8 protein-coding genes and 2 pseudogenes are annotated in these 13,488 nt (G+C 73.8%); 5 read left to right on the forward strand and 5 right to left on the reverse strand.

The genetic code is table 11. From position 1 onward, the window contains the following. The first annotated feature begins 66 nt into the window (after positions 1-66). Entirely contained in the window at positions 67-3,228 is a 3,162-nt protein-coding gene (locus tag AB0N81_RS26400; protein WP_365362464.1) for a tetratricopeptide repeat protein, read from the forward strand. A gap of 68 nt (positions 3,229-3,296) precedes the next feature. Here the strand turns inward: AB0N81_RS26400 and AB0N81_RS26405 are convergent. Beyond that, a pseudogene (locus tag AB0N81_RS26405) lies at positions 3,297-4,283 on the reverse strand (AraC family transcriptional regulator); the annotation flags it as partial. A gap of 127 nt (positions 4,284-4,410) precedes the next feature. Between AB0N81_RS26405 and AB0N81_RS26410 the strand changes: the two are divergent. Further along, complete coding sequence (locus AB0N81_RS26410; protein ID WP_365362466.1) at positions 4,411-6,363, forward strand: long-chain fatty acid--CoA ligase; 1,953 nt, start codon at positions 4,411-4,413, stop codon at positions 6,361-6,363. Here AB0N81_RS26410 and AB0N81_RS26415 read toward each other — a convergent pair. Further along, the gene (locus AB0N81_RS26415; protein ID WP_365362468.1) at positions 6,329-6,643 is read right to left on the reverse strand and encodes an AzlD domain-containing protein; all 315 of its coding nucleotides are present in this window, start codon (positions 6,641-6,643) and stop codon (positions 6,329-6,331) included. The two genes, AB0N81_RS26410 and AB0N81_RS26415, sit on opposite strands and share 35 nt — an antisense overlap. Continuing rightward, positions 6,640-7,446, reverse strand: coding sequence for an AzlC family ABC transporter permease (locus AB0N81_RS26420; protein ID WP_365362470.1), 807 nt, complete (start codon positions 7,444-7,446; stop codon positions 6,640-6,642). The genes AB0N81_RS26415 and AB0N81_RS26420 overlap by 4 nt, the downstream gene beginning before the upstream one ends. A 95-nt stretch (positions 7,447-7,541) precedes the next feature. On the opposite strand from AB0N81_RS26420, the gene AB0N81_RS26425 reads away from it, so the two are divergent. Continuing rightward, positions 7,542-8,102 carry an XRE family transcriptional regulator gene (locus AB0N81_RS26425; RefSeq protein ID WP_365362472.1) on the forward strand — a complete coding sequence of 187 codons (561 nt, stop codon included), beginning with the start codon at positions 7,542-7,544 and terminating at the stop codon, positions 8,100-8,102. 1,299 nt (positions 8,103-9,401) lie between these two features. Here AB0N81_RS26425 and AB0N81_RS26430 read toward each other — a convergent pair. Then, the gene (locus AB0N81_RS26430) at positions 9,402-9,605 is read right to left on the reverse strand and encodes a cold-shock protein (protein ID WP_006138897.1); all 204 of its coding nucleotides are present in this window, start codon (positions 9,603-9,605) and stop codon (positions 9,402-9,404) included. Positions 9,606-9,961: 356 nt separating this feature from the next. Here AB0N81_RS26430 and AB0N81_RS26435 point away from each other — a divergent pair, with 356 nt between their 5' ends. Then, a complete protein-coding gene (locus AB0N81_RS26435; protein ID WP_365362771.1) occupies positions 9,962-10,798 on the forward strand; it encodes a menaquinone biosynthesis protein in 837 nt (278 codons plus the stop codon). Positions 10,799-11,033: 235 nt separating this feature from the next. After that, positions 11,034-12,815, forward strand: a pseudogene (locus tag AB0N81_RS26440) (serine/threonine-protein kinase); the annotation flags it as partial. On the opposite strand, the gene AB0N81_RS26445 reads toward AB0N81_RS26440, so the two are convergent. Continuing rightward, positions 12,787-13,476 carry a hypothetical protein gene (locus AB0N81_RS26445; RefSeq protein ID WP_365362474.1) on the reverse strand — a complete coding sequence of 230 codons (690 nt, stop codon included), beginning with the start codon at positions 13,474-13,476 and terminating at the stop codon, positions 12,787-12,789. The pseudogene AB0N81_RS26440 and the gene AB0N81_RS26445 overlap by 29 nt on opposite strands. Positions 13,477-13,488: the final 12 nt, after the last annotated feature.

The raw sequence follows: 13,488 nt of genomic DNA on the forward strand, positions 1-13,488 counted from the left end.
ACGCGGCGCAGCCCGCACATCGTCGGAGTACTGCCCCAGGAGGCGCACTGTTTCCAGGACCGCGGAGTGGGCCGGCGGCTCGCGCGCGAGATGGCCGACGGCGGCACCGCTGTGCTCGGCCAGGTCCTCGCAGGCACCGGAGGCGTCGGCAAGACCCAGCTGGCCGCCCGGTACGCCCGGGACCTGCTGCGCAGCGGCGAGGTCGACCTGCTCCTGTGGGTGACGGCGGTCAAGCGCGAGGCAGTCGTCGCCGCGTACGCGCAGGCCGCCGAGGACGTGCTCGGCATCTCCCTGGCCGACTCGGAGCAGGCCGCCGCCCGCTTCCTCGCCTGGCTGGAGCCGCGGCCGCCGGGCGCCGACGGCGAGCAGGGACCCGGCTGGATGGTGGTGCTCGACGACCTCGCCGACCCCGTCGACCTGCTCGCCGACCCGGCCGCGCCGCGCATCGCCCTGTGGCCCCCGGCGGGCCCGCACGGCAGGACGCTGGTCACCACGCGGCGCCGCGACGCCGTGCTGACCGGGCACGGGCACAGCTGCATCGACGTCGGCCTGTTCGCCAGGGACGAGTCGGTCGCCTACCTCACGCAGGTCCTCTCGGGGGCGCGCCGGGAGGCGGGCAACGGCGGTGCCGGCCTTCCCGAGCAGTCGCCCGAGTGCATCGCCCTGCTCGCGCGGGACCTCGGGGACCTGCCGCTCGCCCTGTCACAGGCCGCCGCGTACCTCCTGGAGACCGGCCTCGACTGCGACGCGTACCGCAAGCTCCTCGCGGGCCGCACACGCGACCTGGCCCGCCTGGTGCCCGAGCCGGGCTCGCTGCCGGACGCTCAGACCGTCACCCTCGCCGCGACCTGGTCGCTGTCCGTCGACCGCGCGGACCGGATGCGCCCGAGGGGCCTGGCGAGCCCGCTGCTCGTCCTGATCGCCCTGCTCGACCCCAGCGGCATCCCCGCGGCGGTGCTCACGGGCGGCGAGGCCCGCCGCTACCTCGCCCGGCACCGCACCGGACCCGAAGCCCCCGTGGAGCCCGACGACGCCGTCGACGCGCTGCGCGCCCTGCACCGCATGCACCTCGTCGACTACACGCCGGGCGTCCCGCACCAGGCGGTACGCGTCCACCAGCTGGTGCAGCGCAGCATCCGCGAGTCCCTGTCCCGGGAGCGGACCGACGAGGCAGCGGTGGCGGCCGCCGACGCGCTGGTCGAGGCCTGGCCCGATGTGGAGAAGGACGCGGCGCTCGGCGCGGCGCTGCGGGCGAACACCGACGCGCTGCGGCGCGTGGCGGACGGGGCGCTGTGGGTGGGGGAGGCGCACAACGTCGTCTTCATGTCGGCGAGCAGCGTGGCGGCGGCCGGGCACTACACGCACGCGCTTGAGCAGTTCAAGGTCCTTGCGGGGCAGGCCGAGCGGCGCCTGGGCGCCGACCACCGGGACACTCTCCGGGCCCGCCTCAACCGGGCCGAGATGTGGGCGATGTCCGGGTATCCGCAGGTGGCGGTCGGTGAGCTGCGCGGCGTGGCCGACGACACCGAGCGGGTCTGCGGGGCCGACGCCGCCGACACGCTGCGGGCCCGGCACTCCCTCGCCCACTCGCGGGCGCTCGCGGGGGACGTGTCCGGGGCGCTCGTGGCGTTCGAGCAGGTGCTGTGCGACTTCCAGCGCGAGCTGGGGGACGAGGCGCAGGAGACGCTGAGCGCGCGGAGCTTCCTCGCCCTGTGGTGGGGCGAGGCGGGCGACACGGCCGGTGCGATCGCCGCCCTCGAACATCTCATCGCCGACCGTGAGGAGGTGCTCGGCCGCGACCACTCCGAGCTGTTCTGGGCCCGCCACAACCTCGCCGGCTACCGGGGGCGCGCGGGTGACGCCGCCGGTGCCGTGACGGCGTACGAGGAACTGCTCGCCGACCGTGAGCGGGTGCTCGGCCCCGACCACACCGACACCCTCGCAAGCCGCGCCGAACACGCCTACTGGCTGCGCGAGTCGGGCCGCAACACGCGGGCGCTCCTCACCCTGGAGAGGCTCGTCGTCGACATGGAGCGGGTGCTCGGCCCCGGCCACATCGAGTTGATCGGCGTCCTGCGCAGTCTCGCCTTCTGCTGGGAGCAGGCGGGCGACACGGCGGGGGCCGTCCTCGCCTACCGGCAGCAACTCGACGAACTGCGCGGGACGTTCGGCACCGAGCACGCCGAGACGGTGGCCGACGCAGCGAACCTGGCCCGTGCGCTGATCAACCGCGGGCGGGAGCTGAGGGGCGAGAGCAGGACGTCACCATCCGGACCGCCCGCGCCATCCGACTCCGAACGGAGAACCGCCATGCCGGAAGAGACCAGCCAGCCGCGGCCCGCCCGCCTCGACCAGGCGCTCGCCTGCTTCTACGAGGCCCGCGGCCTGACGGACCCCGAGGAGTCGCCGGGTGTCTACGGCATCATCCTGCACGACATCGCCGACACCTACCGCGACGCCCACGAACTCAAGGAAGCCGTCGAGCACTTCCGGCAGGCGGTCTCGTACAAGCAGCAGGCCGACAACCCGGGCGACCTCGCCACCACGATGACCGCGCTCGCCAACACCCTGGTCGCGCTGGGCGAGCGGAGCGAGGCGCGGGACGTCCTGGAGCAGCTCACCGGGGAGGCCCCGAAGATCGCGGACACCGAGCGGCGGGCCGCCGTCCTGCACAACATGGCGCTCACGTACGAGGAGTTGGGCCGGCTGGGCGTCGAGGGCGCCTACGCGGACGGGGTGGCCGCCTGCAAGGCCGTGCTCGCCCTCGTCGACGGCGAGACCGACCCCGGCTGGTACGCCTCAGTCCTCAAGGACATGGGCGACGCCTACGACGCGCAGGACATGGTGGCGCAGGCGCACGCCGCCTACGAGGAGGCCGTGCGGTACACGCGGCGCATCGGGGGCACGCCCACGTCGCTGATCACGGTGCTGATCGCGCTCGGCCGCACCAGCCGGCGGCTCGGCAAGCTGGAGGGCGAGACGGCCGTGACGGGCGACGGCGCGGTGGTCAACGGCGCGGTCTACGACGAGCCGGGCGTTCAGCCGCGCGGGGCGGCGGCCTCCGGGGGCGGACCGGCGGACGGCCCGCCGCCCACGGGCCCTGCGCTGGATGGCCCTGCGCTGGACGGCCCTGCGCTGGACGGCCCTCCGCCCGATGGTCCTTCGGCCGACGACCCTTCGCTCGACGGTCCTTCGGCCGACGGCTCCGGGGACGGGGAGGAGCGGTAGGAGCAGGGGTCGTAGGGGGTTCCCGGGCCGTAGGGGGTGCCCGGGCCGCAGGGCCGTTCCGTCTCCGTCCGGTACGCCCCCGGCGTCGTCCCCGTCCACCGCCGGAACGCCCGGTGGAAGGCCGTGTCCTCGGAGAAGCCGAGCCGCTCCGCGAGCTCCGCGATCGGCTCCCGGCCGTCCACCAGACCGGCGATCGCCGCGTCACGCCGCACCGCGTCCTTCAGCTGTTGGTACGAGGTGGACTCCTCGGCGAGGCGGCGGCGCAGCGTCGCCGGGCTCACCGCGAGCCGGGCCGCGATCTCGCCGAGCGAGGGCAGCCGCGGCGAGGAACGCAGGGCGCGGGCGAGGACGCGGCGCACCTGCTCGGCGACCGTCGTGCCGTACTCGCGCCGGGTGAGCAGCTCGAAGGGGGCCCGGCGCAGCATCTCGTCCAGGGCGTCCTCGTCCCTGATCAGCGGTGCGTCCAGCCAGTGCGGGTCGAAGCCGGCGCCGGTGCGCTCGGCGCCGAACCGTACGGCACAGCCGAAGAGCAGCTCGTACTCGTCCTTGTGCGGGGGCGGCGGATGGCCGAACTCGGCCCAGCGCAGCGGGATGCGGCGGCCGATCAGCCAGCTGCACAGGCGGTGCCAGATGATGACGAGGCACTCGGCGAGGAAGTAGTCCTGTTCGAGGTCGTTGCGGACGCCGAACACCGCCTCGTCGTCGTGGCGTTCCAGGACGAGGTCGGGGCCGCCGGGGAACAGGCCGTAGAAGGTGGTGCCCCGCCGCACGGCGGCGCCGAGGTCGCCGCAGCCCAGCGACGCCTGGCACATCATCGCGAACGTCCCCGGCCTGCTCACGGCGGAGCCGAGACCGAGGAACTCGTCCTGCGTGACGCGGTACAGCTCCCGGAAGAGCCGGGTGAACTGGGGCGCGGTGACCCTGGCCCGGTCATCGCCGAGGAGCAGCGGCGGGATGTGGGCCCCGCGCAGCAGCGGCACGGTGTCCACGCCGCGCCGCTCGGCGCCGCGCAGCACGGCCCGTACATGGTGCACGGTGATCGTCCGCCTGGCCATGTCACGACGTTAGCGCCGGGAACGGCGAGTCAGAACACCGCGTGACGAGCCGGGTGAGCGCTCCGGCCAGTGGTGCTGACGTTTTCCGTCATCCCCGGCGGCGGGCGCGCTGCCTAGCGTCGTACGCATGCAGCAGACGCGGAAGGACCCACCGAAGCCGTCCGAACTGCCCGGCACGCTCGCCCTCCTGTCGGAGTGGGCGGGGGACCGGCACGGGGAGCTGCCCGCCCTGCGCTTCCGGCGCGAGGGGGCGTGGGCCGAGATGTCGTACGCGGGGCTGCGGGACGCGGCCCGGCGGGTGGGCCGGGGCCTGCTCGCGCTCGGTGTCCGCCCGGACGACCGCGTGGCGGTGCTCGCCGAGACCCGCCCCGAGTGGACCTGCACGCACTTCGGCGTGCTCGCGGCGGGTGCCGTCGTGGTGCCGGTCTATCCGACGGCGGGGGACGACGAGGTGGCCTGGGTCGTGGGGGACTCGGGCGCGGTGGTGGTGATCTGCGAGAACCAGGCGCAGGCGGCGAAGATCGAGCGGTTGCGGGGACGCTTGCCGGGGGTGCGGCACGTGATCCTCATGGCTGAGGAGATGACGGAGGAGATGACTGAGGGGGTGACGGGGGAGGTGACGGAGGTGACGGAGGGGATGGCGGAGAGGGGGACTGAGGGGTCGGCCGATCTCGGCGGCGACGGCGAGCTGTTGGCGCGTGCCGCGGCCCGTGAGGGCGGCGACCTGGCCACCGTCATCTACACCTCGGGCACCACAGGACCGCCCAAGGGCTGCCTGCTCACGCACGGCAATCTGCTGGCGGTGCAGGCCGCGACCGTGCCGCTCGTCGACGGCGGCCCCGGCGACACGACGTACCTCTACCTCCCGCTCGCCCATCTCCTCGCCCAGCTCATCGAGTTCACGACGCTCATCGAGGGCGGCACGCTCACCTTCTTCGGCGGGCGCGTAGAGGACGTCGTCGCCGAGCTCGCCGAGGCGCGCCCCACACATCTGCCGTCCGTGCCACGGCTGTTCGAGAAGGTGCGGTCCGTGGTGCTGTCCCTCGCCGAGGCACAGGAGGGCGGGCGCGAGCGGTTCGAGGAGGCGGTCCGCATCGGGGTGCTCGCCGCCGACGGCGTGCTGCCCGCAGAGCTCCGGGAAGCGTACGAGGCCGCCGACAAGGCGCTCTACAGCCTGGTCAGGCAGGCGCTCGGCGGACGCGTCCGGTGGGCGGTGACCGGCGGCGCGCCCATCGCGCCGGACACCCTCGACTTTCTACGGGCCTGCGGCATCGCGGTGTACGAGGGGTACGGGATGACGGAGTCCGCGGGCGTCCTCACCCTCAACCACCCCGGCTCGGTCCGGTACGGAACCGTCGGCCGTCCCGTCGACGGCGTCGAGCTGAAGATCGCCGAGGGCGGGGAGGTCCTCGCCCGGGGCGCCATGGTCTTCCGTGGCTACCACAACAACCCACAGGCCACGCGGGACGCCGTCGACGACGAAGGGTGGCTCCACACCGGCGACCTGGGAGCGCTCGACGAGGACGGATTCCTCACCATCACGGGCCGCAAGAAGGACCTCATCATCACCTCCGGCGGCAAGAACCTCACCCCCTCGCTGAGCGAACTCGCCATCCAGACCTCGCGGTTCGTGTCCCGTGCCGTGATGGTCGGCGACCACCGGCCCTACCCGGTCGCGCTCGTCACGCTCGACGCGGACGAGATCGCCGGGTGGGCCGCGCGCGAGGGCGTGGAGCCGGGCGGGCCGCCGTCCCGTGACCCGCGCGTCCGCGCACTGGTCCAGGAGGCCGTCGACGCGGCCAACGCCACCGTGTCGCGGCCCGCCCGCATCCGCGCGTTCGCCGTCCTCGACGAGGACTTCACGGTGGAGGACGGACTGCTCACGCCGAGCCTGAAGGTGCGCAGGAAGGCCGTGACGGAACGGTACGCGGACGTGGTGGAGGAGCTGTACGAGCGGGGGCGTGTCGCCGGGCCGGGGCGTGTCGCTGAGCCGGGGCGTGCTGCCGAGCCGGGGCGTGCTGCCGGGAGGGGGACGGACCCGGAACCTACTGGACCCCGGCGAGGCGCAGCAGCGCCGTAGTCGCCGCCGCGCCCACCACGACCACGGCGAACGGCGCCCTGCGCCAGGCGAGGAGCCCGCCGGCCAGCACCCCGACGGGCCGCGCCCACCCCGCGAACCCCTGCCCCTCGGTGAGCGCCCCGGTGGCGAGCAGCGCGACGAGCAGGACGGTGGCGCCGACGGTCAGCAACTCCTGTACCCGGGCCGGGAGTTCGACGCGGCCGTGCAGGACGGGTCCGGCGAGGCGGAAGGCGTACGTTCCCGCGGCGAGGACGAGGATGCAGGCGAGCGTGGCGTTCATGAGGCACTTCCGGGCGCGGCGGGGCGGGGGCGGCGGGGTCCGCGGCGCGCCGCGAGCAGACCGAGCAGGGCGAGCAGGACCGGCACGCCCGAGGGCAGCAGCGGCGCCGCGGCGACCGCGATGACGGCGCCGGCCGCCGAGGCCCGCCGTGCCGCGCTGTCGCCGCGCAGCGCGGGCAGCACCAGCGCGAGCAGCACCGCGGGGAACGCGGCGTCGAGCCCGAACCGGTCGGTGTCGCCGAGCGCGGACCCGGCGAGGGCGCCCGCGAGCACGCTGAGGTTCCAGGCGGCGAACAGGCCGATGCCGGAGATCCAGAAGGCCGCCTTGCGCTGGGCGCGGCCCTTCTGGGCGAGGACGAACGCGGCGGTCTCGTCCGTGACGAGGTGCGCGCCGATCAGCCGCGCCGTCCAGGAGCGCCCGAGGTCGTCGGCGAGGGCCAGGCTGAACGCGGCCGTACGGGAGTTGAGCAGCAGGCCGGTCGCCGCGGCGGCGACGGGCCCGCCGCCCGCGGTGAGGATGCCGACCGCGCTGAACTGGGCGGAGCCCGCGTACACGAGCAGGGACATGAGCACCGGCACCCACAGGGGAAGCCCGCCCCCGACGGCGATGGCGCCGAAGGAGACGCCGACGACGGCGTCGGCGAGCCAGACGAGGGCGATGTCGCGGAGGACGCCGGGGGGAAGATCGGAGAAGCGGACAGCCCCTGTGTTCCTGGCTGCCTTGGCTGCCCCGACCGTCTCACTCGCACCGGCACCCGCACTCGTTCGGTCAGATGGATCGTCTGTTCGGTGTGGCGAACGCATGCGTCGTAGGATGGGTGGTGCGGTCCACGTTCGTCAAGGCGAACGTTCGGTCCGCCACACCGAACGAACGGGGACAGGACTCAGGAGTGGCAGAGATGACCGATGGCTCCCGCATGCCGCGCGAGTGGGTCGCCGCGGCCCTGCGCCGCGAGCGCACCAGGGCCGGGCTCTCCCTCTCCGAGCTGGCCAAACGCGCGGGCATCGCGAAGTCCACGCTGTCCCAGCTGGAGGCGGCCACCGGCAATCCCGGCATCGAGACGCTCTGGGCGCTGGCCGTCGCGCTCGGCGTGCCCTTCAGCGTGCTCGTGGAGTCGCCCGCCCCCGCGGTGACGGTGATCCGCGCGGGCGAGGGCCCGACCATGCACGCGGAGAACTCGTCGTACGCGGGCACGCTGCTCTCCGCCGGGCCCACCGGCGTGCGGCGCGACATCTACCACGGCGCCCTGGAACCGGGCGCCGCCCGCGAGTCCGACCCGCACATCCCGGGCTCGGTGGAGCACCTGGTCATCAGTACGGGGCGGCTGCTCGCGGGGCCGTGCGGGGAGACGGTGGAGCTGGGGGTGGGGGACTACATGTCGTACCGCGGCGATGTCCCCCACGCGTACGAGGCGCTGGAGCCGGGCACGACATTCGTAATGATCATGCAACACACGTAGCCCTCGCGGGGCCCGACGCTGCGTGCACCCACAGTTCCCCACGCCCCAGGGCGCCCCGGCCCCCGCTGTGCCCCCGGGGGACGGCGCCTCGTCCTGCCGGGCGGTGGTGGCTGCTCGCGCAGTTCCCCGCGCCCCTGGGGGAGTCCGGCCGACGGCCTCGCGCTTGTCCTGGTGGGCCGTGGCTGCCGTGCCGGGCGGGTGGCTTCGTGTGTCTGCGGGCCCGTGGTGGCTGATCGCGCAGTTCCCCGCGCCCCTGGGTAATCCGGCCGATGGCCCCCGCTGTCTCCTGGCGGCCGTGCCTTGCCCTGCCGGGCGGGTGACTTCGTATGTCTGCCGACTGGCGGTGGCTGCTCGCGCAGTTCCCCGCGCCCCTGGGTGACCCGGCCGATCGCCCCCGCTGTGTCCTGGGGGCCGTGCCTTGCCCTGCCGGGCGGGTGGCTTCGTGTGTCTGCCGGCTGGCGGTGGCTGGTCGCGCAGTTCCCCGCACCCCTGGGTAGACCGGCCGATCGCCCCCGCCGAGGAACGCAGCCCAGAGCCCCGCAAGGAGCAGAGCATCACCGAACTCGCAACACCCTGGGGCAATCCCCCCGCAGGGTTTTAAGGCCCCCCGCAGGACCCCATGCCCCGTAGGGCCCCATGCCCCCGCAGGGTCCCCATGCCCCGCAGGACTCCACGCCCCCGCAGGTCCCATGCCCCGCAGGACCCCATGCCCCCGCAGGACCCCATGCCCCCGCAGGGCCCCTATGCCCCCGCAGGGGTCCTGAACCCCGCAGGACCCCAGGCCCCGCAAGGGTGGAGCCCAGCAGAGCCGGCCCGCACTCCGCGCCCCCGCAGGGGGGCAGAGCCCCGCAGGACCCGGGCCCCGCAAGGGTGGAGCCCAGCAGAGCCGGCCCGCACTCCGCGCCCCCGCAGGGGGGCAGAGCCCCGCAGGACCCGGGCCCCGCAAGGGCAGAGCCCAGCAGTACCCGCGCCCCCGCAAGGGGCGGACCCCGGAGTGCCCGTGCCGCCCCGCGCCCCGCAGGGGGGCAGAGCCCAGCAGTGCCCGTGCCGCCCCGCGCCCCCGCAAGGGGCGGACCCCGGAGTGCCCGTGCCGCCCCGCGCCCCGCAGGGGGCAGAGCCCGCAGTGCCCGGGCCGCCCCGCACGGGGCAGAGGTTCGTTCAAGGCCCAGGGGCCAGGAAAAGGCAGGAGCCCCGCCTCCCCCGCCGAAGCGGAGGAGCAGGGCTCCTTGGGTACTGCTATCCATCTCCGGATCTGGTCACCGGAGCAATCAACACGCCCCACTTGCGCGGGGCGCCCGATTACATGGGGGTGACGTTTTCCGCCTGCGGACCCTTCGGGCCCTGCGTCACGTCGAAGGAAACGGCCTGGTTCTCCTCGAGGGAGCGGAAGCCGTTCGCGTTGATCGCGGAGTAGTGGACGAAGACGTCCGGGCCGCCGCCTTCCTGGGCAATGAAGCCAAAGCCCTTTTCAGCGTTGAACCACTTCACGGTTCCGGTAGCCATAAGCCCTCCTTGGGCCAAAGGGTTGCCCTGCTCCAGAACCAGCGATTGTTTAAACAACTGCATAAGTCTGAAAACGACGAGAGCCTGCGGGGTCACATGCTCCGCAGGCTCTGTACTGCAAGGGAAACCAAACTGCAACTTGCGGCGAGCTTAGCACGCAGACACCGGAATGCAATAGGGGGCAAGATCACGTCACCCGGAGGTTTGACGAGGCTCCCGACGGGGTTGACGGAGGGCCTCAGGAGCCCCCGGCGCCCGGACCGTCCCACACGAGGGCTAGCCTCGCCGATGTGGACAATTCTCCCCTGAACGCCTTCGCGGGGGCAGGCGCCGAACAGGCGCACGACTCCCGCCGCATTCCCCGGCCCCGCGTCGGTCACATCCAGTTCCTGAACTGCCTCCCCCTGTACTGGGGGCTCGCGCGGACCGGCACGCTCCTCGACTTCGAGCTGACCAAGGACACCCCCGAGAAGCTCAGCGAGCAGCTGGTCAGGGGCGAACTCGACATCGCGCCCGTCACGCTCGTCGAGTTCCTGAAGAACGCCGACGACCTGGTCGCCTTCCCCGACCTCGCGGTCGGCTGCGACGGTCCCGTCATGTCCTGCGTGATCGTCTCGCAGGTGCCGCTCGACCAGCTGGACGGCGCCCGCGTCGCGCTCGGCTCGACCTCCCGCACCTCCGTCCGGCTCGCCCAGCTGCTGCTCACCGAGCGGCACGGCGTGCGGCCCGACTACTACACGTGCCCGCCCGACCTGGGGCTGATGATGCAGGAGGCGGATGCCGCCGTTCTCATCGGCGACGCGGCGCTGCGCGCGAACCTCATCGACGGGCCGCGGCTCGGCCTGGACGTGTACGACCTCGGGCAGCTGTGGAAGGAGTGGACGGGCCTGCCGTTCGTCTTCGCCGTCTGGGCGGCCAGGAAGGACTACGCCGAGCGCGAGCCGGACGTGGTGCGCGCGGTGCACAAGGCCTTCCTCTCCTCCCGTGACCTCTCCCTGGAGGAGGTCACGAAGGTCGCCGAGCAGGCCGCGCGCTGGGAGTCCTTCGACGCCCGGGTGCTGGAGCAGTACTTCACGACGCTCGACTTCCGCTTCGGCCCCGCGCAGCTGGAGGGCGTCACCGAGTTCGCCCGCAGGGTCGGCCCGACGACGGGCTTCCCCGCGGACGTACACGTAGAGCTGCTGAAGCCCTGAATTCCCGCGGCTATTCCGGACTGCCCCGAATATCACCACCGTCGCAATAGTTCTTTGCGTCCGTATTGAGCAAGGGCATCATCACGGTGAACGGGAGTGGACGGGAGTGAACGGGAGTGAACGGGAGTGGACGGGAGGGGGCGGGGGCCTCTTGCCTTTCCCGTATCGCCGTCGGTCCCGGAATTGACCGGATACGGGATAGCGGGTCCGCTCCCGCGCCCGCTTCCCCACCCGCTTCCGCACTACGCTGATCAGAGTGCCGAGGCGCGCGAGGTGTCCGACGGCACGCCTGGGGGAGGCCGAGGTCATGCAACCGCTCGAAGCCGGCGAACCGGCCGTCATCGGGCCCTACCGGCTGCTCGGCCGGCTCGGCTCGGGCGGCATGGGCCGGGTCTATCTGGGGCGCAGCGCGGGCGGCCGCACGGTGGCGGTCAAGGTCGTGCACCCGCACTTCGCGCTCGACGAGGAGTTCCGTGCCCGTTTCCGCCGCGAGGTCGAGGCGGCGCGGCGGGTCGGCGGCGACTGGACGGCGCCGGTCCTGGACGCGGACCCGGACGCGTCGGTCCCGTGGGTCGCCACGGGGTACGCGGCCGGGCCCTCGCTGACGGAGGCGGTGCGCGAGGGCGGGCCGCTCCCCGAGCACTCCGTACGCGTCCTGGGCGCGGGCCTCGCCGAGGCGCTGGCCCACGTGCACGGCCTGGGCCTCGTCCACCGTGACGTGAAGCCGTCGAACGTCCTGCTCACGCTGGACGGCCCGCGCCTCATCGACTTCGGCATCGCGCGCGCCACGGACGGTACGGCCTCGCTCACCTCCACCGGCGTCTCCATCGGCTCGCCGGGCTACATGTCGCCCGAACAGATCCTCGGCAAAGGCGTCACGGGAGCGGCCGACGTCTTCTCGCTGGGTGCCGTCCTGGTCTACGCGGCGCGGGGCGAGTCACCCTTTCCCGGCGACTCGTCGGCCGCGCTGCTCTACAAGGTCGTCCACGAGGAGCCCGAACTGGGCGCCCTGACCGGCGACCTGCGAGCACTCGCCGCCGCCTGCCTGGCCAAGGACGCGGCGGCCCGGCCCGCCCCCGAGGAGCTCGCCCACCGCCTCGCCCCGGGCGGCGCGGCGGGGCTTGTCGCGGCGGGCTGGCTGCCGGGTCCCGTCGTGGAGCGGGTGAGCCGGAGCGCGGTGCGGCTGCTCGACCTCGACACGGGGGCGGGGGCGGGGGCCGAGGTGGGGGCGGGGGGCGAGGCGGGGGTGGCTTCCGTGGACCCTCCCTCTGGGCCCGTCCCGTTCCACACCCCTTCCGTGGACGGTTCCTTCGGGCCACCGGACCCGTCGTACGGAGCAGCCGGAGCCCCCCGGGCCTTCGGAGCGCCCGCAGCACCCGCAGAGCCCGCCGCACCCCCGGCGTCAGCCGCGGACACCCGTCCTCCCGGCAAGCTCTCCGTCTCCGTGGCCGCCACCTCCGTACCCGAGGGGCCGAACGGCCGCGGGCGGAAGGTCAGTTGTACGGTCGCGCTCGCCGTGGCCGGAGCGCTGGCCGCCGTCACGGTCGGCTCGGTGTTCGTCTTCGGGATGCTGCCGGACGACGAGGACGCCGCGGACGACGGGGGCGCACAGCCCCCGGCCGCCACCGCCCCGCCCAGCACCCCCGGTGACACCTCGGACTCGGCGAGGGTCCCCGAGGCCTACCTCGGCACGTGGCGCGGCAAGGCCGACGCGAGCGGCGGCACGATCCCGCTCGGCACGTTCACGGTCACCCTGCGCCAGGCGAAGCCGGGCGAACGCCTCGGCACGGTCCTGCAGCGCGACCCGATCGGCAACACCTGCACGGACGTGCTCACCCTCAAGTCGGCCTCGGAGAAGCGGCTCGTCGCGACCGGCAAGGGCGCGAAGGGCAACGGCAGTCAGTGCGCGCAGACGTCCCACACGGTCTACCTCCGCCTCGACGGGAAGATCCTCGCCTACACGTCGGACGATCCGGACGCGGGCGATCCTAAGGCGCGGCTGTCCCGGGCGGAGTGAGGGTCGGGGGAGTGGGGGCCGGCGGAGTGGGGGCCGCGCGACGCCTCTTGACGTACACGTGGAAGAGCCAGCCGCCGGCCGCCAGGGAGAGCACCGCCGCCGCGATTCCCGGCAGCCACAGGTAGGGGTACTGCTCGTGGACCCAGCAGGGCTCGCCTTGGGAGTAGCAACTCGGGCCCCGGCGCCGGCGCTTGGGCCTGGCCGCGCTGAGGGAGGTCAGAACGAGCAGGCACGTCAGTGCCACGCCCGGGAGCGCGGCGGCCGTCCAGGCGAGCGAGCGGGCCTTCTCCTTCTTCCAGTCCGCCCGCATGAGCGGCGCCACGATCGCGGCGACGGCGGGCGGCACGAGCAGCCCGACGGTGATCGCGAAGCCGTAGCCGCCGCCGGGCCAGGCCGGGGCGAGCTCCCCCCACAGCGTCTCGCCCCAGGCCATGTCCGCGAGGACGAAGAGGACGACCACGGCGAGCACGAGGAGCGTCATCAGGACACCGAAGAGCCGCTCGCCCCACGTGCCCTTCTCCCCCCGGTTCTCCGCCCGCCCCTTCACCCGGCCTTTCGCGCGCTCCTTCGACCCGGGTGAGGGCCTCGCCCCCGGCACGTGCGCGTACCGCAGCGCGGGCCCGGCCGCGCGCCGCCGGGTCTTCCTCGTCGAACCGCCCATGATCTCCGGCTC

This window comes from Streptomyces sp. NPDC093510 (assembly GCF_040683555.1).
Taxonomy (GTDB): Bacteria; Actinomycetota; Actinomycetes; order Streptomycetales; family Streptomycetaceae; genus Streptomyces.